Genomic DNA, 22,242 nt, shown 5'->3' with positions numbered 1-22,242 from the left:
TCGACAGGATAGGGATTGATCGTACGTGAACGGTAATCCATACCTGATGATTGAAAAATGAGGGGGAAAGAACTTTAATTTATACCTTATGTAATGAATTGGCAGGGAGAGACATGCAACGCCATTTTGACGACGTTCAGGTGGGCAGCATTGAGCTGTTTTGCCTGACGGTAGAAACCGGCAGCTTCACCGCAGCGGCCAATGCCGCCGGGATAACCCCTGCGGCGGTCAGCCGCTCGGTCGCGCGCCTGGAGACGCGATTGCAGGCGAAGCTGTTTATCCGCACCACGCGCCAGATGCGCGTCACGGATGCCGGCCAGCGTTATTACCTGGAATGTCGCCGGGCGCTGAGCCAGCTGATGGAGGCCGAGGCGAGCATTTCCGGCGAACGGGACAAACCGGTGGGCACGCTCAGCATCAGCGCGCCGACGCTGTACGCGCATTTTAGGCTGTTGCCGCGTTTGCCCGAGTTTGCGCAACGCTATCCCGATCTCAAGCTGAATCTGCACGTCAGCAATCAGAATATCGATTTCTCCGAAGATAAATTCGACGTCGCCATTCGCGGCAGCGAGCTGAACGACTCCGGCCTGGTGGCGCGGCGTCTGGAGGAGGCTGAACTGATCGTGGTGGCGACGCCGGGCTATTTGCAACGCCACCCTGCGCCGCTCACGCCGGCGGATCTGGCCCGGCATGATTGCATTCAGTATGCGTTGCCCAGCACCGGCAGAAAAACCGCCTGGACGTTTAAGGTTCAGGGCGAAAACAGCAACGTGGATACTGCCGGGCGCTGGCTTTGCCAGGAAGATTACCTCGCTACGCTGACGCTGGTGAAAAGCGGCGCCGGACTGATGCAGGTGTATCGCTTTACCGTAGAACAAGAGTTGAGCAGCGGGGCGCTGGTCGAGGTATTGAAAGATTACGCCGGCGCCTCGCGTCCCTTCATCCTGCTTTACCCCTATGCGCGCTTTGTCCCGCTGAAGGTGCGGAAATTCATCGATTTCCTGACGCAAGCGTAGCCGCCAGCGCCAATACCGCTCCAGACACCGCCGCCGCCAGCACCAGCCACGCCGGGGCCGCCCAGCCGGCTGCGGCCACGATGGCGCTCAGCGCGACCGGGCCGATCACCTGGCCGAGGTAGTTTCCCTGCATCACCAGCCCGAGGCTCAGCGGCAGCAGCGTCGGTTCCGGCGTCGCCGCCGGCGTGGCGGCCAGAATGGTGGCGGGCAGTATGCCGGCGATGGCGCAGAACAGGAAACACAGCGGGATCAGCAAGCCGTTGGGCGTCATCGGCAGGAAAATGCCGACGCCGAAGACCCCGATCAACAGGCTGGTGGCGGCGAGCAGCGTTTTGGCGGGTAGCCCGCGCGACAGCAGCACGCCGGCGGCGAGGTTGCCGATGATGTTGGCCGCCACCGCCGCCGCGCTGATGCCGCCGGCGGCCGCCAGCGACAGGCCGATGCGCTGCATCAGAAAGATCGGCAAAAAGGTCATTACCGAGAAAAACTGCAGGTTGTAAGCGGTGAACATCAGCGCCAGCAACAGCGGCTGGCGCGCCCGCAGCATCGCGCCCAGCGCTTGTCGCAGCGGCAACGGCGGAACGTGCGCCTTGGCGGCGCGGCGGGACGTGGTCAGCGGCAGCAGCAGGGCGGCCAGCAGCGTCAACGCCGCACCGGCCTGCCAGCTCTGTTGCCAGCCGGCGAGATGCGGGCCGAAAAACAGTGAAATGGCGATGCCCGCCGGCATGAAGGTGCTCCAGATGCCGAACACCAGGTTGCGCTGCGCCGGGGCGACGATGCGGTTCAGCACCGCCGGCGAGGCAACCACTACGATCACGAAGCCGAGGCCTTCGACAAAGCGGCTGACGATCAGCCCGCTGAAGTTGTGCAGCGTGGCGCCGGCGAAGCTGGCGGCGCTGATGATCAGCAGCCCGAACGCCAGCAGGCGCCGGTCGCCCCAGCGGCGCACCAGCAGCCCGGCGGCGATGCCGCCGAACACTCCGACGAAGGGAAAGGCCGAAATGACCCAGCTGAGCGCCTCCAGCGAGCGGCCGAACTCGGCCTGCAGCGCCGGCAGCGCGATGGTGGCCTTGCCCACGTGCAGCGCCGCGGCGATGCCGGCGAACAGCACGTTGATGACGGCCAGCCAGGGCGTGGCGGCGGGGGAAATGCGGTCGATGGCGTCCGGTCTAATCGCAGTCATAACACTCTCCAGTGGCGGTAACGCCCTCACTATGCGTCTGCGCTACGACAGAAGTCGTTCAAATGCTGCGCTGTCACGTGGGGAAATTATTCATTTCGAGCTTTAATTTGCGCGCCTCGTTGTTTGGTGCGCCAGCGTGCCGCCCGGCGTGGACGCTCGCCCCCTGCAGCGGTTTACTGTTCCGGCACGCAGCAGGCGTGTTGAATTCACTTTATAAGGAGCAGTGTATGTCAGAGATGATGAACGAGAGTAGGGCGCCGGCCATTGAATGGAGCTATGGCGGCCGGGGCGATGATATCAGCAGCAGCCTGAGCCTCGACACGGTTGAGGAGCAGCCGCAGGGTTTCTTGATGACGGTCGATCGGCCGGTGCAGATCTTTACAGAGGCGCTGTCGCCGATGATGGCCTTTGTCACGCTGCTGCGCCCGCTGTATGCCAAGACCAGCGCAGGCTTCCAGTATGTGCCGGTTTCCAACCCCTGGACCGACGTGCAGCGCCTGCCGGCCAGCGCGGGCTATCTGGGCGTGCAGGTCAACGCCGGGCTGTTCTTCCACGGCGCCAAGCCGACGCACTATAAAGATCGCGACGGCCAGATGAAACCGATCGACGGCGGCACTATTTTGCAGAACATCACCGTGCTGCATCAGGTGGCCCAGCCGCTGGGGCCTGGCGAAGGCGCGGTCTGAGCCGGCAGTGCTATCACGGGGCCGGACGCGGCCCCTTATCGCGCCTTGAAACCGTGCGCCGGTTGGGTAAAACTGGCTGTCTATTCAAGGAGAAGAGTATGTACAGCGACAACGAGAAAAAGTTTTATATCATCCTCAACCGCAATCACGAACCGGCCACGCTGTTTAACGCCTCCTGCCATCTGACGGCGGGCATCACCGATCTTATCGAGCAGCGCGAGTTTCACCACTATCCGAGCAGCCTCGACGGCGTCAGCGCCAATATGAGCCACTACCCGATCGTGATCCTGCAGGCTAAAAACAGCAGCCAGCTCAGCAACCTGATCCTCAAATGCAAGGAGGAGGGCGTGCTGTCCAACTTCTTCACCACCACCATGCTGTCGCACTCCGCCGAGCAGCAGATCGCCGACACCGCCAATACCCCTTACGAGCAGTTGGATTTCGTGGCGGTGGCGCTCTACGGTGACACCGAGCAGCTTAAGCCGCTGACCAAGAAGTTCTCCGTCTACCGTTAATCGCGAACGGCATCACATCAGGGGCGGCAACGGCTATGATATTTTCCCATCAAATCGTTGATGGAGATGAACATGAGCGGCAAGAAAACCACCATGGCGGCCATCGCCAGAGAGGCGCGGGTCGGCATCGCCACCGTCGATCGGGTGATCAACCAACGCGCGTCGGTGCGGCCCGTCACCCAGCGCCGGGTGATTGAGGCGGCGAAAAAGTTGGGGTTCGCGCTGGAAAAGTCCCACTGCCTGTCGGCGGTGCTGGGCAGGCCGGAACGCCGCCTGAGAATGGGGTTCATCCTGCTGCGGCGCGAGCACTCTTTCTATGCGCAACTGGCTGATGAACTGATGGCGCAAGCGGCGCCGTATCATGAGCCGGGTCAGCCGCCGCAGTTCATTTTCCACTCTCTCAATGCCATCGGCGACACCGCAGCCGCCATTAGCCAATTGAGCCGCCAGGTGGAAGCGATCGGCGTGCTGGCGCTGGATCACCCCCTGATCCACTATGCCGTAGACGAAGCCGCCCAGGCGGGCATCAACGTTTTCGCGCTGCTGTCGGATTTATCGGTGCCCAGCCGCGCCGGCTACATCGGTCTGGATAATCAAAAAGCGGGCCGCACCGCCGGTTGGGCGGTGGATCGTCTGTGCCGGCGGCAGGGCGACGTCGGCGTGATCATCGGCGACAACCGTTTTACGTGTCAGGAGGCCTGTGAGATCGGTTTTCGCTCCTACCTGCGTGAGCAGATGAGCGGCCAGCGTGTGCTGGAACCGGTGCGCAGCCTCGAGGACGCGGAAACGGCGCGACGGGTCACGCGTGAACTGCTGGCGAACCACCCGGAACTGGCGGCGCTGTACGCGCCGAGCGGCGGTGTGGAAGGCATTATTCAGGCGTTGCGAGAGAGCGGCCGGCAGCATGACATTACGCTGGTGTGCCACGGCCCGGTGCAGGGCGGTGAAATGGCGCTGCTCGACGGCACGGTGGATCTGCTGCTGTGCCACCGCATTCCCGAATTGGCCGCCACGATCGTCGAGACGTTACTCGCCGCCGATGAACAACCGGGATTACGCCACATCATTAATCGCTTCGATGTGATCACCAAAGAAAACCTCTGACGGCCGATGAGTGGTGTTTGCCGAGGTCAGAGCGCAGCCAGGCTCCGCCTATATTTGATTAAAAACCATCAAATATTTTATCAAAAATAGCGCGATCTCTATCAAAAAATAAAATTTTCATTATTGATGGTTTTGGAATTTTCGTTTGATACTGCCGGCATTCCCTGCAAAAAAGGAGCCGTCGCCATGACTTTGCCTATCGCCAATGCGCCCTGCAGTTGGGGCGTGGATGATCCGAACAACCCCCATTTGCCGCCCTGCGCCACGGTTCTGCAAGAAGCGTCGGCGGCCGGCTACCGCAGCATCGAGCTGGGGCCGTGGGGCTATCTGCCGACGCAGAGCGAGGCGCTGTGCGCCGCGCTGGAGCAGCATCGCCTGTCGCTGGTGGCCGGCACGATTTTTGACGATCTGGTCAGCGAGGCCAACATGGAGCGCCTGCTGGATCTGACGCATCGGATTTGCCGCAACCTCTCGCGGGCGCCCAGGGCGGTGCCGACCGAGGGCGATCGCGCCGCGCCGCCGTTCCTGGTGATTATCGATTTCGGCAATCCGCAACGCGCCAGATTCGCCGGGCGTTCAGATTTAGCGCCGCGTTTGTCGCAGGCGGAGTGGCAGAGGATGATCGGGCACATTACGCGCATCAGCGAACTGGCCTGGCGGGAATACGGCGTGCGGCCGGTGGTGCATCCGCACGCCGGCGGCTGCATCGAGTTCGCCGACGAAATCGACCGGTTGGCGGCGGATATTCCGCATCACACCGCCGGATTGTGCCTGGATACCGGCCATCTGTATTACGCCGGGCTGGACCCGGCTGCCTGGCTGAGCAAGCACTTTGATCGCCTCGATTATCTGCACTTCAAAGACGTCGATCCGCAGGTGTTCCGCGAGGTGCTGGCGCGCGGTGTCGATTTCTTCACCGCCTGCGCCGAGGGCGTCATGTGCCCGTTGGGCAGCGGGGCGATCGATTATCCGCAGCTGCGTGCGCTGTTGGCCGAGTGCGGATACCGGGGCTGGATCACTATCGAGCAGGAGCGCGATCCGCGCAATGTGCAGGGCAGCCTGCAGGACGTCACCGCCAGCTTGCGCTACTTGCGCGGCCTCGGCTTTTAATCAGGAGAAACACGATGATCAACGGCAGCAAACCTTTGGCGAGATCGTTGCGCTGGGGCATGGTCGGCGGCGGCGGCACCAGCCAGATCGGTTACATCCACCGTTCGGCGGCCTTGCGCGACGGCGCGTTTACTCTGTTGGCCGGCGCGTTCGACATTGACGCCGAACGCGGGCGTGATTTTGGCCGGAGTCTGGGCGTGGCGGCGGAGCGCTGTTATGCGGATTATGCCGAGATGTTCCGCGCCGAAGCCGCGCGGGCGGACGGCATCGAAGCGGTCTCGATCGCCACGCCGAACAACACCCATTACGCCATTTGCCGGGCGGCGCTGGAGGCGGGATTGCACGTGGTGTGCGAGAAGCCGCTGTGTTTCAGCGACGAAGAGGCACAGGCGCTGGCGGCGCTGTGCGAGCGGCAGCGCAAAGTCATCGGCGTGACCTACGGCTATGCCGGGCACCAGATGATTTTGCAGGCGCGGCAGATGATTGCCGATGGCCGGCTGGGGGAAATTCGGCTGGTGAATATGCAGTTCGCCCACGGCTTTCACGCCGCGCCGGTGGAGCAGGATAATCCCAGCACTCGCTGGCGGGTCGATCCGCGCTTTGTCGGCCCCAGCTATGTGCTGGGCGATCTGGCGACCCACACGCTGTTCCTGGCGGAAACCATGGCGCCGCAGCTGAAGATCCGGCGGCTGATCTGCAGCCGACAAAGCTTTGTGCCGTCGCGCGCGCCGTTGGAGGACAACGCCTATGTGCTGATGGAGTATCACAACGGCGCCGTCGGCTCCGTGTGGGCTTCGGCGGTCAACTGCGGTTCGATGCACGGCCAAAAGGTACGCATTGTTGGTGAAAAGGCCAGCCTGGAGTGGTGGGATGAACAACCCAATCAGCTGCGCTTCGAAGTGCAGGGCGAGCCGGTGCGGATCTTGGAGCGCGGCATGCCGTATCTCGCCGCGTCGGCGCTGGCGGACGATCGCATCGGCGGCGGCCATGCGGAGGGGCTGTTTGAAGCCTGGTCGAATCTCTACCGCCGCTTCGCGCTGGCGATGGACGCCACCGATCGGCGCGACGCGGCCTTCCTGGCCGACTTCTGGTACCCGGACGTGCAGGCCGGCGCGCTGGGCGTGAAGTGGGTGGCGCGCTGCGTGCAATCCGCCGAAACCGACGCCGGCTGGGTCGCCTTCGACTGAGCGCGCGATTCGCTCAGACGCTGGCGCCGTCGTAGGCATGGATCTGCAACGCATCCAGCACGACGTCCGGCACGCAGCGCAGATTGACGGCGCACATCGCGGCGCCGTCAGGCGCAGTGCCGTAGGCGAAGGGCTGGGCGCCGCAGGTCCGGCAAAACTGATGGCGGATCTTGTGCTGATTGAAGGTGTAGGTGCTGAGCCGGTCTTGGCCGCTGCTGAGCGTGAACGCGCTGATGGGAAAGAAAGACAGCAGCAGGCCTTTGCGGCGGCAAATCGAACAGTTGCAGCTGAGGGCTTCGGTGGGCAGTTCGGCGTCGACGGTGAAGGTGACGGCGCCGCAGTGGCAGCTTCCCTGGAATGACATGGCGATGATCCTGTAACAGGGGAGAGTGTTTGCCCAGTATAGTGCAATTTATCGTCATTCGGCCGTGCCGGGCCTGGTTTCCTTAGTAAATGCACGGTTTTCTGGTAGGTTAGAGGTTAACGTCATCAAAAGGAGATCGCGATGTTAGAACATTACTATCCGGCCAATATGGGCGCTGAACCGGTCACGGACGAACAGCACAAACGGCTGGTGGCGGTGCAGGCGGCGCTGGAACTGATCAAGGCCACGCTGTCGGATACCAACGACGGCAACGGCGTGGACTTCCAGCTTAAGGCGGCAGAAAAGCACATCGGCCCGATGGCCGACGCCATTCAGGAAGCCCTGAAGTAACGGTTCGCCGTCACGTCAACCGCCCGTCTCGGGCGGTTTTTTTTGCGCCGATTACTGCGATTTTTTTAGTGGCGCATTGCCTTTTTCCCGGCTGGTGCCGTGAACGGCGCGATCCTACTCTAGCGATCCGAGTCCTCATCAGGGTCATGCTCATGTTCCGCTTCAGCTTCTTTTCTTTCTTATTGCCGCGCTGCCGACGCGTCACCCAGTTGGCCGGCGCTGCGCTGTTGCTCTGCGGCGTTATGCAGGCGCAGGCCACGCAACGCATCGAGTTTTCACCGGACCCCGCCGGCGCCTACCCTGAGGGCATCGCCTGGAATGCACGCGCCGGTGCGTTCCTGATCTCCTCCCTGCGCGGCGGGCAGCTTGGCCTGGTCTACCCGGATGGCCGCTATCGGCGGTTTTCCACCGGCAAGGGGCTTATCACCACCTCCGGCATGCTGGTGGACGCCGAACGCAACCGGGTGCTGGTGTGCAACGAAGACGTGGGCGTGTCCCGCAACTCTGCCGCCGGCACGCGCAATCGCGTGGCGCAGGTGCTGGAGTTCAGTCTCGATACCGGCGTGCTGCAGCAGACGTACGACCTCTCATCGCTAAGCCATGGGCCGACGCTGGCCAACGATCTGACGCTCGACGCGCAGGGCAATATCTACGTCACCGACAGCTTCCAGCCGCAGATTTACAAGATTGATCGGGCAACGCGCCAGGTGTCGATTTTGGTGCGTTCAGCGCGCTTGATGCCGGCAGACGCACCCGCCGCTGCGCAGGGCACGCGGCCCTATCTCAATGGCGTCGTGTATCACCCGGACGGCTTCCTGATTGCGGCGGACTACACCCGCGGGCTGCTGTGGAAGGTGACGCTGGATAACGCGCCTGCGGTAAGTGCAATCAGGTTGCCGCAACGCTTAAAAGGGCCGGACGGGTTGCGGCTCAAAAACGCCCATGAATTGGTGATCGTACAGTCTTTTCCGGGTGAAAAGGGGAGCATGTCCGGTGACGTGACGCTGCTCTCCTCGACCGACGGCTGGGCGAGTGCGCGTATCGCCGCGGTCGCCGCACCGCCGGGATTGGATGGGCCGACCGGCGCCGCGCTGCGCGATGGCGAGGTGTGGGTCGTCAACTCCCGTTACCCCCGGCTGTTTGCCGACGTCGCTCAGGCGGAAAGTACCAAGACGTTCAGTATCGTCAAGGTGGCGTTCGAACCGGCCGCAGCGGATGGCCGCTGATCGACGGCGATTGCCAACCGCGCCGGAATAGGATTAAATGCGCACATACTGTATAAATAAACAGGTGTGCTGCGATGAGTCTGATGTTGAAGGGTGAAAAGATTGACCGTAACCGCTTTACCGGCGAAAAAATTGAAAACGGCAGCTTTATGCTGTGCGATTTTTCGGGCGCCGATTTGACCGGCACCGAGTTTATCGGCTGCCAGTTTTACGATCGCGACAGCCGACAGGGCGGTAATTTCAGCCGCGCGATCCTGAAAGACGCCAGCTTCAGAAGCTGCGATTTGTCGATGGCCGATTTCCGCCATGCCAGCGCGCTGGGGGTGGAGATCCGCGAATGCCGCGCGCAGGGCGCCGATTTTCGCGGCGCCAGCTTTATGAACATGATCACCAGCCGCACCTGGTTTTGCAGCGCCTATATCACCAAAAGCAACCTGAGCTATGCCAACTTCGCCAAGGTGGTGCTGGAGAAATGCGAGCTGTGGGAAAACCGCTGGCACGGGGCGCAGGTGCTCGGCGCCAGTTTCAGCGGTTCCGATCTGTCCGGCGGCGAATTCTCCGGTTTCGACTGGCGCGCCGCCGATGTCACCCAATGTGATTTGAGCAACGCGGAACTGGGCGAGTTGGATTTACGCACCACCGATCTGCAGGGCGTTAAAATGGACAGTCACCAGGCCGCTCAACTGCTGGAGCGGCTGGGGATCGCGATCATCGGCTGAGCAACTGCCGCAGTCCCAGTGCGATGATCAAGGTGCCGCAGGCGCGATCGATCCAAGCCTTGCTGCGGCGGTAGGCGCCGGCGACAGGCGCGTGCGACAATACCAGCGCCACCAGCCCGTACCACAAGCTGGCTATCACCGCGACCTCCAGCAGCATGGCGAGGAAAGTCGGTGTAGAAACATGGCTGGGCGCCGCTGATGAGAAGACGGCGGCGTAAAACGCAATGGATTTGGGGTTGGCGATGTTGGTGGCGATACCCTGTAGAAAGGCGGCGCGAAAACCGCTTTTTCCGGTGGCCGCAGGGGTGCCGGAAGAGGGCGCCGCCTGGGCGATAAGCCGATAGCCGAACCACATTAAATAGCCGGCGCCGGCGATTTTAATCGCCATAGCCAACCAGGGGAACAGGGCGAAAACCACGCCGATGCCAAGAAGGGCGCTGCTCGCCCAGAACAGATTGACCAGCACGATGCCGGCCACCAAGGCAAACGCCTCTGTCCGGCGTGCTGAAACGGCTTTGTGAGCGACAGCGACGAAATTGGGGCCGGGGATCACTACGCCGACAATATACACGGTGAAAACGGCGAGTACGGCGGACATATCGATCATGGAAGATTGCCTGTTACAACAAGAGTACCGTTAGTTTTATAACGAATCCCGCACAGAATCCACCCGACCGATCGCGCCGCCGCTCCGATGACGGCCGGGAAGAATTACGCATGCGGCACATTCCGGTGAATGTCTGGGACACCGAGGCGATGGCGCTCGTCGACCGTTTGCCGAGGGGGCAGGCGAGGGAACCGGCGCTGGGCTAAACTTAAGATGCATAAGAAACATGCGGCAAGGAGCGCCATCCTGTTTACGGATCTGACGAGGAGGGCCGCCATCATGGCTTACCGGCATATCGTTGTCGCCACGGATCTCAGCGAAGACGCCGAGTTCCTGCTGGGCAAGGGCGCCAGACTGGCCGCCGCGCTCAATGCCAAACTTTCCCTGATCTATATCGACATCCACCGCGCCGGCTATTACGTCGATCTGGGCGTGGGCGATTACAACTACACCGATCGCACCTTTTCGGAGCGGGTGAAGAATATGCTCAATGCGATCAAAGGGCAGTCGTCGTATCCGGTGGAAGAGGTGATCGTCAGCCGCGGCGCGTTGACGGAAGAGCTGAATCGGGTGGCGAAGGAAAAAGGGTTCGATCTGGTGATTTTCGGCCATCATCATGATGTCTGGAGCCGACTGGTCTCTTCGGCGCGTCAGGCGATCAACGAGCTGAACGTTGATCTGCTGGTTGTTCCCATCGAGAAAAAATAGTCGCGGCCGCCTGCGGGCGGCTGCCGTTTTCCATTCGCATCGCTTATCTCTGGGTGAAGATAACCGCATACCTGCAATAATTTCGCTTGCTGACAATCCGCACGAAAAATAGTGACTGCCTGGAATTTTATTTTCTCCATCAATATGTTGGCCAAAATCCGATAAAGGTTAATCCAGCGCATTGAAATCACTGCCATACCTCTTTTTGGTTAATAAACCGCACGTTTTGACTGGCTCTCCGCGAAGAGGCGTCTTATCCTCGGGGTAATGAGATTTGTATGACTTATATAAATACGTTCACATGGAGGAGGTCTCATGCGTTTTGACAATAAAGTCGTGGTTATCACTGGTGCGGGCAATGGCATGGGGGAAGCGGCGGCGCGGCGTTTCTCCGCCGAGGGCGCCATTGTGGTGCTGGCCGACTGGGCCAAGGAAGCGGTGGACAAGGTCGCCGCTTCGCTGCCGAAGGGCCGGGCGATGGCGGTGCATATCGATGTGTCCGATCACGTCGCGGTTGAAAAAATGATGAACGAGGTGGTGGAAAAACTGGGCCGCATCGACGTCCTGCTGAACAATGCCGGCGTGCACGTGGCGGGCAGCGTGCTGGAAACCAGCGTCGACGACTGGCGTCGCATCGCCGGGGTTGATATTGACGGCGTGGTGTTCTGCTCCAAATTCGCCTTGCCGCACCTGCTGAAGACCAAGGGCTGCATCGTCAATACCGCGTCGGTGTCCGGCCTGGGCGGTGACTGGGGCGCGGCCTATTACTGCGCGGCGAAAGGCGCGGTGGTCAACCTGACGCGCGCCATGGCGCTCGATCACGGCGGTGACGGCGTGCGCATCAACTCAGTCTGCCCGAGCCTGGTCAAAACCAACATGACCAACGGCTGGCCGCAGGAGATCCGCGATAAGTTCAATGAGCGCATCGCGCTGGGGCGCGCGGCGGAGCCGGAAGAAGTGGCGGCGGTGATGGCGTTCCTGGCCAGCGACGACGCCAGCTTTATCAATGGCGCCAATATTCCGGTCGATGGCGGGGCGACCGCCTCGGACGGCCAACCGAAGATCGTCTAAGCGTTAACGCACAGGCCCGGTCAGGATGACCGGGCCTGCTGTTTTAGACGCCGATGCGGTCGCGCAGCGTGTAGTAGGCCGCGCCGATGGCGGTGAACGGGATCTGCAGGTTGCGCCCGCCGAAGAACGGCAGGTGCGGCAGCTTGGCGAAGGCGTCGAAGCGTTCGGCGTCGCCGCGCATCAGCTCGGCGATCAGCTTGCCCGCCAGATGGGTGCAGGTCACGCCGTGGCCGCTGTAGCCCTGCATGTAGTACACGTTATTCTCCAGCCGGCCGAACTGCGGCATGCGCGACAGCGTCAGCAGGAAGTTGCCGGTCCAACGATAGTCGATACGCACCCCTTTCAGCTGCGGGAAGGTCTTCAGCAGCTTTGGCCGGATCAGGTTGTCGATGTCGTCCGGATCGCGCGCGCCGTACACCACGCCGCCGCCGTACAGCAGGCGATGATCGGCGGTGATGCGGTAGTAATCCAGCAGGTAATTGCAGTCTTCCACGCAGTAGTTCTGCGGGATCAGCGCCTGCGCGATCTCCGGCGCCAGCGGTTCGGTGGTCACCACCTGAGTGCCGCACGGCATGCTGCGTTTGGCCAGCCGCGGCTCCAGCTTATCGCCCAGGTAGGCGTTGCCGGCGACGATGACGAAGCGCGCCTTCACCTGGCCGTTGGCGGTGCTGATGAGCGCCGGTTCGCCGTGGCGGATGTTCGTCACCGCCGATTGCTCGAAGATGCGCCCGCCCTGCAGGCGAATCGCCTCGGCCTCGCCCAGCGCCAGATTGAGCGGATGGATGTGGCCGCCGCTGTGATCGAGCAGCGCGCCGACGTAGCGATCGCTGGCGACTTCCTGGCGCACCCGGTCCGCATCGAGCAGCTCGAGCTGGGTATTGCCGTAGCGCTCCCAGTTGCGCTTTTGCTCGATCAGCGCATGAAACTGCTTGTTGTTCAGCGCGGCGAAGATGCCGCCGGGGCGGTAGTCGCAGTCGATGGCGTAGCGGCTGATGCGGCTGCGAATGATCTCCGCGCCTTCAAACATCATGCTGCCGAGCAGGCGGGCGCTTTCCGCGCCGTAACGCTCTTCAATCACATCGATGTCGCGGCTGTAAGAGTTGACCAACTGGCCGCCGTTGCGGCCGCTGGCGCCGAAACCGATGCGCGCCGCTTCCAACACCACCACGTCGTAACCGGCTTCCACCAGGAACAGCGCGGAGGAGAGGCCGGTATAGCCGCCGCCGATCACGCAGACGTCGCATTCGATCGATTCATTCAGTTGCGGATAGGGCTGATGAGCGTTGGCCGTGGCCGCATAATAGCTTTTTACGTGTTCAGTCATGATGTAAGCCCTTATTCCAGCGAGATCCAGGTGGTTTTCAATTCGGTGAATTTGTCCAGCGCATGCAGCGATTTGTCGCGGCCGTTGCCGCTCTGCTTATAGCCGCCGAACGGCACGGTCATGTCGCCGTCGTTGTAGTTGTTGACGAACACTGTGCCGGCTTTCAGCTGGCGCGCCATGCGGTGCGCCCGCGCCAGATCGCGGGTCCAGACCGCGGCGCCGAGGCCGTAGTCGCTGTCGTTGGCCAGTTGCAGCGCCTGTTGCTCGTCGTCGAAGGCGGTCACCGCCAACACCGGGCCGAAGATTTCATCGCGCGCCACGCTCATGGCATTGTCCACCTGGGTGAGGATGGTCGGCCCCAGATAGCCGGCGTGCTCGCCCTGTGGATGGTCGCGCCCGTCGAGGAACAGCGCGGCGCCCTGGCTCAGCCCCCGATCGATATAGCCGGCCACTTTCTCGCAGTGGCCGCTGTCGATCAGCGTGCCCATCACCGTGGCGGGATCGAGTGGGTCGCCGGGGATGAAGGCCGCCGCATGTTTGCGCAGCGCCTGCAGGAACGCTTGCTGAATGCTCGCCTCGACCAGCAGGCGAGTGCCGGCGATGCACACCTGCCCCTGATTATAGAAGATGCCGGCGGCGGCGCTGCGGGCGGCCTGATCCAGATCCGGGCAGTCGGCAAAGACGATGTTGGCGCTCTTGCCGCCGGCCTCCAGCCAGACGCGTTTCATGTTCGATTCGCCGGCGTAAATCATCAGCTGTTTCGCCACCAGGGTGGAGCCGGTAAAGGTGAGGGCATCGACGTCGCGGTGCAGCGCCAGCGCCTTGCCGGCGTCGTGGCCATAGCCGGGCACCACGTTCAGCACGCCGTCCGGCAACCCGGCCTGTTGCGCCAGTTTGCCGAGCAGGATGGCGCTCAGCGGCGATTTTTCGGAGGGTTTGAGCACCACGCTGTTGCCGGCGGCCAGCGCCGGGCCGAGTTTCCAGCAGGCCAGCAGCAGCGGGAAGTTCCAGGGCACGATGGCGCCGACCACGCCGATCGGTTCGCGCTCGATCAGCGCCAGCGCATCGCGGCCGGTGGGGGCGATTTCGCCGTACACCTTATCGATCGCTTCGGCGTACCAGCGGATGCAGCGGATAGCGCCCGGCACGTCGTCGCGCAGGCTGTGGCGAATCGGTTTGCCGGTGTCCAGCGTTTCCAGCAGCGCCAGCTCTTCGTGATGCTGCTCCATCAGATCGGCGAAGCGCAGCAGCGTGGCTTTGCGTTGCGCCGGCGCGGCCTGCGCCCAGTCGCCGCGTTCAAAGGCGGCGCGCGCCGCGCTGACCGCCCGATCGATGTCGGCGGCTTCACCGCGCGCGACCTGGGCCAGCTCACGGCGGCCGGCGGGATCTTCGACGGCGAAACGCTTCCCCGCGGCGGCCGGCTGGTAGCGGCCGTCGATAAACAGCTGGTGCTCAATCTTCAGGGCCTGCGCCCGTTGTTGCCAATACTGCAAATGGTGAAAGTTCATGCCTGGCTCCGTTGATCAGAATGTCGTCGGCGTATGGGCGCTGATAATCCGGCAAATGCGCGCCGACGTGTTGCTGAAGCTGTGGGGAATGCCGGTATTGATGGCGTAGCTCTGCCCGGCCAGCAGGTGATAGCTCTGGCCGTTGACCTGCAGCACCACTTCGCCCTCCAGCAGCGTGCCGATCTCTTCCCCTTGGTGTTTGATGCGCTCGCCAGTGGTGGTGCCCGGTTCGTAGGTCTCGATCATCATTGCCAGCGTGCGGTTCGGATCGCCGTTGTGGATCAGCTTCATCGAAACGCCCTGGCTGCCGATTTCGATCAGATCGTCACTGCCTATCACGATCTGCGGTTCTGCCGGTTTTTCCGGCTCGGCGAAAAACGCCGACAGCGACAGACCGTATACCGTCAGCAGTTTTTGCAGCGTGCTGATGGCCGGGCTGACCTTATCTTGCTCGATAGTACTGATGGCGCTGTGGGTTAACCCAGACAGTTCGGCGACCCGGCGCTGCGACAACCCCAATTGTTGACGGATCTGCGACAGACGTTTTCCCGGTGCCAAGCTGACGTCGCTCATGGGCGTTTTTCCTTTTGATAGTTCCGACAGGCGGTGATGAAACCATCAAACAACAGGCGCGACAGGGCGTACTCGTCGCTGTTCCACTCCGGGTGCCACTGCACGCCGAGCGCGAAGGGCTGATCGCGCACGCTGATTGCCTCCACCAGTCCGTCGGCGGCGTGCGCCTCGATGCGAACGCTCGCGCCCAGGGTTTTGGCGCCCTGGCCGTGCAGCGAGTTCACCCAGAATCTGTTGCAATCCGGTATCAGTTGCGAAAGCAGCCCCCCTTCCTGAACGATGACTTCATGGGCGGGGGCGTATTGCTGTTCCAGCGGCAGGTCGTGATCTTCACGATGCTCCAGCAGCTCGGGCAGTTCGTACAGGCGGCGATGCAGGGTGCCTTGGGTGGCGACCACCATCTCCTGCATGCCGCGGCAAATGGCGAAAAGGGGAATGCGCCTGTCGAACGCCTGGCGGAGCAGCGCCAGGCTCAACGCGTCTCGGCCAGGATCAGCGTCAGGCTCATCGCCGTTTTCACCATAAAGGTGCGGCTGCACATTACTGGGGCTGCCCGGCAGCAAAATGCCGTCGAGGCGCGGCAACAGTTCCGCCAGCATTTCCGGTTCCGCCAGCGCGTGCGGCAGGGCGATCGGTAAGCCGCCGGCGGTGATAACGGCATTCAGGTACTTTTCTTGCAAGGTCTGTGTGAGGTGCCCGTTTAACCTATACCTGCACATGACGACGCCGATGACTGGTCTGTTAAATATATTGTCCATGCTATCCCCTTGGTACGTTCGAAATTATGAACGATAAGCTTCTCCACCGCCGATTTCGTTCAATATTCTATAAATCTAGCAGTCGATTGGGCAATATTCAAACCAAAAGTAACACTTGCAAAACAAATTTGTTTCACCTACGTTTCATTTGTGGGCATTATATTGAACAAGACGGTCAATAAACATCGACGACAGCAAAACACAAACGGCGGGTGAACCATGCAGACCAACATCGTAGAAGTGGAAAACTTTGTTCAGCACAGTGAAGAGAGACGAAGTAGCGCGTTCCAGCGCGAAGTGAAGAAGTACCTGGAACGTTATCCGTTAACCCAACATGTCGACGTACTGCTGACCGATCTGAACGGCAGCTTCCGCGGCAAACGCATCCCGGTCGGCGGCCTGAACAAACTGGAGAAGGGCTGTTATTTCCCCGCGTCGGTATTTGCGATGGATATTCTCGGCAACGTCGTAGAAGAGGCCGGGCTGGGGCAGGAGCTGGGCGAGCCGGATCACGTGTGCGTGCCGGTACCGGGCACGCTGACGCCGTCGGCGGCGGATCCGCAATATATCGCGCAGGTGCTGCTCACCATGCTGGATGAAGATGGCACTCCCTTTGACGTTGAACCGCGCAATGTGCTGAACCGAGTGTGGCAGCGTTTGCGTCAGCGCGGGCTTTCCCCCGTGGTAGCGGTAGAGTTGGAGTTCTATCTCATCGATCGTCAACGCGATGCGGAGGGCTATCTGCAGCCGCCTTGCGCGCCTGGAACTCAGGAGCGCAACACCCAAAGCCAGGTGTACTCCGTCGATAACTTGAACCATTTCGCCGATGTGCTGAGCGAAATCGACGAGCTGGCCCGTTTGCAGGGCATTCCGGCGGACGGCGCGGTGGCGGAGGCGTCGCCGGGGCAGTTCGAAGTCAACCTGCACCATACCGATGATGTGCTGCAGGCCTGCGACCATGCGCTGGCGCTGAAACGGTTGGTGCGCATGGTGGCCGAGAACCACAACATGCAAGCCACCTTTATGGCCAAACCGTATGAAGAGCACGCCGGCAGCGGCATGCACGTGCACATCAGCATGCTGAATGCGCAAGGCGACAATGTGTTCGCCGACGACGACGGCGAAGATTCGGCGCTGCTGAAACAGGCGTTGGCGGGCATGATCGCCCTGATGCCGTCCTCGATGGCGCTGCTGGCGCCGAACGTCAACGCCTATCGCCGTTTCCAGCCCGGCATGTATGTGCCGACCCAGGCTTCCTGGGGGCATAACAACCGCACCGTGGCGCTGCGCATTCCCTGCGGCGATCGCGACAACCACCGCGTGGAGTATCGCGTGGCGGGCGCCGACGCTAACCCTTATCTGGTGATGGCGACCATTCTGGCCGGCATTGTCTACGGCCTGGAAACCGCATTGCCGCTGCCTGAGCCGGTGACCGGCAACGGGCTGGAGCAGGACGGGCTGCCGTTCCCAATCCGCCAGAGCGACGCGCTGTACGAGTTTGAACATCAGCCGGTGCTCAATGCATTGCTGGGCGAACGCTTCAGCCATGTCTACCTGGCCTGCAAAACCGACGAGCTGGTGCAGTTCGAGCGCCTGATCACCGAAACCGAAATCGAGTGGATGCTGAAAAACGCCTGATCCCGCTCACCCTGCGACTACCGCGCGCGTCCGGCGCATTTCATCGGCTCTCCTGTGGCCGGTGAGGCTGCGCGCTGCGGTAAAGAATTTCTTCTATCACGGCGTACAGGACGCCGACGAGGAAATAACCATGACTCAGTCATCCCCATGCGCAGGCGTTTGCCTGTGCCGCAGTGCCTACGGGCCGGTCGCCGGCCGCCCGACAGTGACCCCAAATCGTTTTTCCCGCCGCCTGAACAGCAGTTTCCCCGCGGCCTCTCTGAATGACATTGCACGGTTGACAGCAGAGGACCAAAAGGGGAACTGCCATGACGATTAAAGCCATCGACAGCGGCCCGGCGGGCAAACCACAGCTGCGCAAATCCCTCAAGCTGTGGCAGGTGGTGATGATGGGCCTGGCCTATCTGACCCCGATGACAGTGTTCGACACCTTCGGCATTGTCTCCGGCCTCACCGACGGCCATGTGCCGACCTCCTATTTGCTGGCGCTGGCCGGCGTGCTGTTCACCGCCATCAGCTACGGCAAACTGGTGCGCCAGTTTCCCACCGCCGGTTCCGCCTACACCTATGCGCAGAAGGCGATCAACCCGCACGTCGGTTTTCTGGTGGGGTGGTCGTCGCTGCTGGATTATCTGTTCCTGCCGATGATCAATACGCTGCTGGCGAAGATTTACCTGACCGCGCTGTTCCCGGAAGTGCCGCCCTGGGTGTGGGTGGTGGGCTTCGTTATCCTGATCACCGCCATCAACCTGAAAAGCGTCAATCTGGTGGCCAACTTCAATACCCTGTTCGTGCTGGCGCAGGTGGCGATCATTCTGGTATTTATCTACCTGGTGGTGCGCGGCCTGCACAACGGCGAGGGGATGGGCACGGTGTGGAGCCTGCGGCCGTTCCTCAGCGAGAATGCCCACCTGCTGCCGATCATTACCGGCGCGACTATCCTGTGCTTCTCGTTCCTCGGTTTTGACGCGGTCACCACGCTGTGCGAGGAGACGCCCGACGCCGCCAAGGTTATCCCGCGCGCCATCTTCCTGACTGCGCTGTACGGCGGGGTGATCTTTATTAGCGTTTCGTTCTTTATCCAGCTGTTTTTCCCGACCATTCAACGCTTTCACCAACCCGACGCCGCGCTGCCGGAGATCGCGCTGTACGTCGGCGGCAAGCTGTTCCAGTCGATCTTTCTGTGCGTGACCTTTATCAACACGTTGGCTTCCGGCCTGGCGTCGCACGCCAGCGTGTCGCGCCTGCTGTATGTGATGGGGCGTGACAACGTGTTCCCGGAGAAATTCTTCGGCTATATCCACCCCAAATGGCGTACGCCGGCGCTGAACGTACTGATGGTCGGGCTGGTGGCGTTTTCGGCGCTGTCGTTCGATCTGGTGACCGCTACGGCGCTGATCAACTTTGGCGCGCTGGTAGCCTTTACCTTCGTTAACCTGTCGGTGGTCAGCCACTTCTTTATTCGCGAAGGGCGCAACAAAAGCTGGAAGGATCGCTTCAACTTCCTGTTCCTGCCGCTGGTGGGGGCGTTGACGGTGGGGGTGCTGTGGCTGAACCTGGAGAAGAGCTCGCTGACCATGGGGCTTATCTGGGCGACGCTGGGTTTCGGCTATTTGGCCTGGCTGACCCGACGTTTTCGTCAGCCGCCGCCGCAGTTGGAGCGGCAACCGCAGCAATAAATTCACAGGCGGGAGTTTCCCGCCTTTCTTTTTGGCGCGTGCGGCAGTAGAGTGAAAAAACTGATAAAAAATAACCTATTGGACCTGCCTTATGCCCGCTTTGCCCTTGCGTACCCGCGCCACGTTGCTCGGTTTGTTGGCCATCGTGCTGTGGAGCAGCGTCGTCGGCCTGATCCGCAGCGTCAGCGAAGGGCTGGGGCCGATCGGCGGCGCGGCGATGATCTACAGCGTCAGCGCGGTGTTTTTGCTGGTGGCGCTCGGCATGCCGAAATGGCGCAGCTTTCCGCGGCCTTATCTCATCGTCGGCAGCCTGCTGTTCGTCAGTTACGAGATCTGCCTGTCGCTGTCGCTCGGCTACGCCAATACCCGCCTGCAGGCGATAGAAGTGGGCATGATCAACTACCTGTGGCCCTGTTTCACCGTGCTGATGGCGTTGGTGCTTAACGGCCAAAGAGCGAAATGGTGGCTGCTGCCGGGGCTGCTGCTGTCGCTGTTCGGCATCGGTTGGATCATGAGCGGCGAGGGCGGCTGGTCGCCGGCGCAGATGCTGGCCAACGTGCGCAGCAACCCGCTCAGCTACGCGCTGGCCTTCAGCGGCGCGGTGATCTGGGCGCTGTATTGCAACCTGACCAAGAAGATCGCCCAGGGCAGCAACGGCGTGGTGCTGTTCATCGTGCTGACCGCGCTGGCGCTGTGGCTGAAGTATGCCTTCAGCGCGGAAAGCGGCATGCAGTTCAGCCTCGGCGTGACCGTAACGCTGCTGTGCGCCGGGGTGGCGATGGGGGCGGGGTATGCCGCCTGGAACGTCGGCATCTTGCACGGCAACATGACGCTGTTGGCCACCGTCTCCTATTTTACCCCGGTGCTGTCGGCGGTGTTCGCCGCGTTGGTGTTGCACACCTCGCTGACCGTCAATTTCTGGCAGGGCGTGGCGATGGTCACTCTCGGTTCGCTGATCTGTTGGCGGGCAACTCGCGGAAATTAACGGAAATTATCCGCTGTCGTCGCAATGTTGAACTAGAATTTAACTAGCCATGTTGCCTGAAGGAACGACGACGATGAGAAGCGACATTCAATTTATTCAACAGCCTGAAATCGACGTGCATCACTATGAGCGCGGCGATACCGTTCGCCTGACCACGGCGAATTTGCGACATGAATATCAGCTCGACGTTTATATTTTGCGTCGCGACGACAAGCTGATTTACGGCTCGGTCGTCGCGGCGGCGCCCAAGACCGATATTCCTGTCGCCAGTTGGGAGGTGAAAAACGGCGAAGAGGTGGCGTTCCGCCAGGAAAACATCGCCAAAGCGGTGCCGGCGGTGAACTGATTTCACGTTCCGCACTTTCTCCTGATTCTGATGAAGGCCGACGCTGGCGCGTCGGCTTTTTCTTTTCCAGGGCGTGATCACGCCCTGATGTCATTTGGCTCAAAAACTGCGCTAAAAAACGCGGTGCATGACAAAAATCACAGCGAATGTGAATTTGCATGAAACATAATTTGACAAATGTGAACGCAATCGATTACCTATTCGCGAAATGCGTAACTGGATCACAGATTCTTACAGTCAGTGGTTTCTATAATGCGCGCGTCATCCGAGTTTCTGTGTGAAGACAACGCCAGGTGTCGGCAGACTCATTGTCATCTTTTCTAAACGGGCAGGAAATGGCCCTTTAAGCATGTGGTAATAAAATGAAAAAAATAGCTCTCGCAGCAGGTGTACTGCTCGCAGCGTCTTACAGTGCATCATCAATGGCTGATAGCAAAGACAGTCAATATGTCTCCGACTGGTGGCACCAGAGCGTCAACGTGGTGGGCAGCTACCACACCCGTTTCGGGCCGCAGCTGAATAACGACGTGTATCTCGAATACGAAGCCTTCGCCAAGAAAGACTGGTTCGATTTCTACGGTTACGTTGACGTGCCGAAATTCTTCGGCGTAGGCAATACCCCGGATCGCGGCATCTGGGACAAAGGCTCCCCACTGTTTATGGAGATTGAACCACGTTTCTCCATCGACAAACTGACCGGCACCGATCTGAGCTTCGGTCCGTTCAAAGAGTGGTACTTCGCCAACAACTACATCTATGATCTGGGCCACAACGCCGACGGCCGTCAAAACACCTGGTACATGGGTCTGGGCACCGATATCGACACCGGTCTGCCGATGAGCCTGTCGATGAACATCTATGCCAAATACCAGTGGGAAAACTACCAGGCCGCCAACGAGAACAGCTGGGACGGTTACCGCTTCAAGGTGAAATACTTCGTGCCGCTGACCCAGGTGTGGGGCGGCAACCTGAGCTACATCGGCTTCACCAACTTCGACTTCGGCTCCGATCTGGGCAAGGACAGCCATTGGGTTGACGGCACCGGCAAACAGGTGCGCACCAGCAACTCTATCGCCTCCAGCCACATTTTGGCGCTGAACTACGATCACTGGCACTATTCTTTCGTGGCGCGTTATTTCCATAACGGCGGCCAGTGGCAGGATGGCGCGGATATCGGCACCCCGCAGGGCCCGATCAAGTCTACCGGTTGGGGTTATTACCTCGTGGTCGGCTATAACTTCTGATTTTCCGTGCTATCAGAAACAGAAAACCCCGCCTGGCGGGGTTTTTTTTCGTCATCACTGGGCTTGTTCAACCGGGAGATGCTTCACCGGCATAAACAGTCTGCCTTTGATCACGTGACATTCATTATTTATCCAACTAATGATTTGTTCACGGCTGACGCCTTCCGACTGCGCGTACTGATGAAGATCGCCGTTAAAGTGCCGAGTGATGTATTCCATGAGGGTCATTTGCACGTCTTTTGCTCCTGAACGCCCACCCGTTGCCAGCCTGGCCACCGCGGGAGGTTGAGGTTTCTCAGACAGCGAATGTAAATTATCGGCAACGAAATCTCAACATAAA

At 60.8% G+C, this 22,242-nt stretch carries 24 protein-coding genes; 16 read left to right on the top strand and 8 right to left on the bottom strand.

Annotated features, from left to right (window positions below; translation table 11 throughout):
- Positions 1–113 precede the first annotated feature (113 nt).
- Complete coding sequence (locus ACJ8OK_RS21065; RefSeq protein ID WP_033633275.1) at positions 114–1,016, top strand: LysR family transcriptional regulator; 903 nt, start codon at positions 114–116, stop codon at positions 1,014–1,016.
- Here ACJ8OK_RS21065 and ACJ8OK_RS21060 read toward each other — a convergent pair.
- The gene (locus ACJ8OK_RS21060; protein ID WP_442530979.1) at positions 991–2,199 is read right to left on the bottom strand and encodes an MFS transporter; all 1,209 of its coding nucleotides are present in this window, start codon (positions 2,197–2,199) and stop codon (positions 991–993) included. The two genes, ACJ8OK_RS21065 and ACJ8OK_RS21060, sit on opposite strands and share 26 nt — an antisense overlap.
- Before the next feature lie 227 nt (positions 2,200–2,426).
- Here ACJ8OK_RS21060 and ACJ8OK_RS21055 point away from each other — a divergent pair, with 227 nt between their 5' ends.
- The 5 genes from ACJ8OK_RS21055 (at position 2,427) to ACJ8OK_RS21035 (ending at position 6,801) form a co-directional block, all read left to right on the top strand.
- A complete protein-coding gene (locus ACJ8OK_RS21055) occupies positions 2,427–2,885 on the top strand; it encodes a hypothetical protein (protein ID WP_015377624.1) in 459 nt (152 codons plus the stop codon).
- Between the two features lie 98 nt (positions 2,886–2,983).
- Positions 2,984–3,400, top strand: coding sequence for a DUF2000 domain-containing protein (locus tag ACJ8OK_RS21050; RefSeq protein ID WP_004941246.1), 417 nt, complete (start codon positions 2,984–2,986; stop codon positions 3,398–3,400).
- A 72-nt stretch (positions 3,401–3,472) separates the two neighbouring features.
- Positions 3,473–4,504: a LacI family DNA-binding transcriptional regulator gene (locus ACJ8OK_RS21045; protein ID WP_442530977.1), complete on the top strand. Its 1,032-nt coding sequence runs from the start codon at positions 3,473–3,475 to the stop codon at positions 4,502–4,504.
- A 186-nt stretch (positions 4,505–4,690) separates the two neighbouring features.
- Positions 4,691–5,614, top strand: coding sequence for a TIM barrel protein (locus ACJ8OK_RS21040; protein ID WP_442530976.1), 924 nt, complete (start codon positions 4,691–4,693; stop codon positions 5,612–5,614).
- 14 nt (positions 5,615–5,628) lie between these two features.
- Complete coding sequence (locus tag ACJ8OK_RS21035; protein WP_260953738.1) at positions 5,629–6,801, top strand: Gfo/Idh/MocA family protein; 1,173 nt, start codon at positions 5,629–5,631, stop codon at positions 6,799–6,801.
- A 13-nt stretch (positions 6,802–6,814) separates the two neighbouring features.
- On the opposite strand, the gene ACJ8OK_RS21030 is transcribed toward ACJ8OK_RS21035, so the two are convergent.
- Entirely contained in the window at positions 6,815–7,165 is a 351-nt protein-coding gene (locus ACJ8OK_RS21030; protein ID WP_048323056.1) for a GFA family protein, read from the bottom strand.
- A 141-nt stretch (positions 7,166–7,306) separates the two neighbouring features.
- Here ACJ8OK_RS21030 and ACJ8OK_RS21025 point away from each other — a divergent pair, with 141 nt between their 5' ends.
- From ACJ8OK_RS21025 to ACJ8OK_RS21015, 3 genes are all read left to right on the top strand, one after another.
- Positions 7,307–7,516: a hypothetical protein gene (locus ACJ8OK_RS21025; RefSeq protein ID WP_004941260.1), complete on the top strand. Its 210-nt coding sequence runs from the start codon at positions 7,307–7,309 to the stop codon at positions 7,514–7,516.
- Between the two features lie 152 nt (positions 7,517–7,668).
- Complete coding sequence (locus ACJ8OK_RS21020) at positions 7,669–8,742, top strand: SMP-30/gluconolactonase/LRE family protein (protein ID WP_235363232.1); 1,074 nt, start codon at positions 7,669–7,671, stop codon at positions 8,740–8,742.
- A 74-nt stretch (positions 8,743–8,816) separates the two neighbouring features.
- Positions 8,817–9,461: a Qnr family pentapeptide repeat protein gene (locus ACJ8OK_RS21015; protein ID WP_015377630.1), complete on the top strand. Its 645-nt coding sequence runs from the start codon at positions 8,817–8,819 to the stop codon at positions 9,459–9,461.
- Here the strand turns inward: ACJ8OK_RS21015 and ACJ8OK_RS21010 are convergent.
- Positions 9,451–10,068 (bottom strand): LysE family translocator, encoded by a 618-nt coding sequence (locus tag ACJ8OK_RS21010; RefSeq protein WP_033633268.1) that lies wholly within the window; start codon positions 10,066–10,068, stop codon positions 9,451–9,453. The genes ACJ8OK_RS21015 and ACJ8OK_RS21010 overlap by 11 nt on opposite strands.
- A 279-nt stretch (positions 10,069–10,347) precedes the next feature.
- Here ACJ8OK_RS21010 and ACJ8OK_RS21005 point away from each other — a divergent pair, with 279 nt between their 5' ends.
- Both ACJ8OK_RS21005 and ACJ8OK_RS21000 read left to right on the top strand, forming a co-directional pair.
- Complete coding sequence (locus ACJ8OK_RS21005) at positions 10,348–10,776, top strand: universal stress protein (RefSeq protein WP_033633267.1); 429 nt, start codon at positions 10,348–10,350, stop codon at positions 10,774–10,776.
- Positions 10,777–11,091: 315 nt separating this feature from the next.
- Entirely contained in the window at positions 11,092–11,847 is a 756-nt protein-coding gene (locus ACJ8OK_RS21000; RefSeq protein WP_033633266.1) for an SDR family NAD(P)-dependent oxidoreductase, read from the top strand.
- A 43-nt stretch (positions 11,848–11,890) separates the two neighbouring features.
- Here ACJ8OK_RS21000 and ACJ8OK_RS20995 read toward each other — a convergent pair whose 3' ends face one another.
- The 4 genes from ACJ8OK_RS20995 to puuD are packed head-to-tail and all read right to left on the bottom strand — an operon-like array spanning position 11,891 to position 16,010.
- The gene (locus ACJ8OK_RS20995; RefSeq protein ID WP_033633265.1) at positions 11,891–13,171 is read right to left on the bottom strand and encodes an NAD(P)/FAD-dependent oxidoreductase; all 1,281 of its coding nucleotides are present in this window, start codon (positions 13,169–13,171) and stop codon (positions 11,891–11,893) included.
- An 11-nt stretch (positions 13,172–13,182) separates the two neighbouring features.
- The gene (gene puuC / locus ACJ8OK_RS20990; protein ID WP_374930325.1) at positions 13,183–14,679 is read right to left on the bottom strand and encodes an aldehyde dehydrogenase PuuC; all 1,497 of its coding nucleotides are present in this window, start codon (positions 14,677–14,679) and stop codon (positions 13,183–13,185) included.
- A gap of 15 nt (positions 14,680–14,694) precedes the next feature.
- A complete protein-coding gene (gene puuR, locus ACJ8OK_RS20985; RefSeq protein ID WP_033638246.1) occupies positions 14,695–15,252 on the bottom strand; it encodes an HTH-type transcriptional regulator PuuR in 558 nt (185 codons plus the stop codon).
- Positions 15,249–16,010: a gamma-glutamyl-gamma-aminobutyrate hydrolase gene (gene puuD / locus ACJ8OK_RS20980; RefSeq protein WP_004941285.1), complete on the bottom strand. Its 762-nt coding sequence runs from the start codon at positions 16,008–16,010 to the stop codon at positions 15,249–15,251. Before puuD ends, puuR begins: the two co-directional genes overlap by 4 nt.
- Positions 16,011–16,229: 219 nt before the next feature.
- On the opposite strand from puuD, the gene ACJ8OK_RS20975 reads away from it, so the two are divergent.
- From ACJ8OK_RS20975 to ACJ8OK_RS20955, 5 genes are all read left to right on the top strand, one after another.
- Positions 16,230–17,648, top strand: a complete 1,419-nt coding sequence (locus ACJ8OK_RS20975; RefSeq protein WP_015377637.1) for a glutamine synthetase family protein — start codon at positions 16,230–16,232, stop codon at positions 17,646–17,648.
- A gap of 308 nt (positions 17,649–17,956) precedes the next feature.
- Positions 17,957–19,327, top strand: a complete 1,371-nt coding sequence (locus ACJ8OK_RS20970; protein ID WP_442530972.1) for an APC family permease — start codon at positions 17,957–17,959, stop codon at positions 19,325–19,327.
- Positions 19,328–19,418: 91 nt separating this feature from the next.
- Positions 19,419–20,312 carry an aromatic amino acid DMT transporter YddG gene (gene yddG, locus ACJ8OK_RS20965; RefSeq protein WP_135638108.1) on the top strand — a complete coding sequence of 298 codons (894 nt, stop codon included), beginning with the start codon at positions 19,419–19,421 and terminating at the stop codon, positions 20,310–20,312.
- Positions 20,313–20,385: 73 nt separating this feature from the next.
- On the top strand, positions 20,386–20,658 hold the full coding sequence (locus ACJ8OK_RS20960) for a hypothetical protein (protein WP_004941292.1): 273 nt from the start codon (positions 20,386–20,388) through the stop codon (positions 20,656–20,658).
- A 362-nt stretch (positions 20,659–21,020) separates the two neighbouring features.
- A complete protein-coding gene (locus tag ACJ8OK_RS20955; RefSeq protein WP_004941293.1) occupies positions 21,021–21,902 on the top strand; it encodes a nucleoside-specific channel-forming protein Tsx in 882 nt (293 codons plus the stop codon).
- A 54-nt stretch (positions 21,903–21,956) separates the two neighbouring features.
- Here ACJ8OK_RS20955 and ACJ8OK_RS20950 read toward each other — a convergent pair whose 3' ends face one another.
- Entirely contained in the window at positions 21,957–22,136 is a 180-nt protein-coding gene (locus tag ACJ8OK_RS20950) for a hypothetical protein (RefSeq protein ID WP_031300509.1), read from the bottom strand.
- Positions 22,137–22,242: the final 106 nt, after the last annotated feature.

It is taken from the genome of Serratia sp. CY71090 (assembly GCF_052166845.1).
Lineage (GTDB): Bacteria > Pseudomonadota > Gammaproteobacteria > Enterobacterales > Enterobacteriaceae > Serratia > Serratia nematodiphila.
The sequence above is the reverse complement of the archived record's forward strand: the minus strand, read 5'-3'. Positions and strand labels throughout refer to the sequence as shown.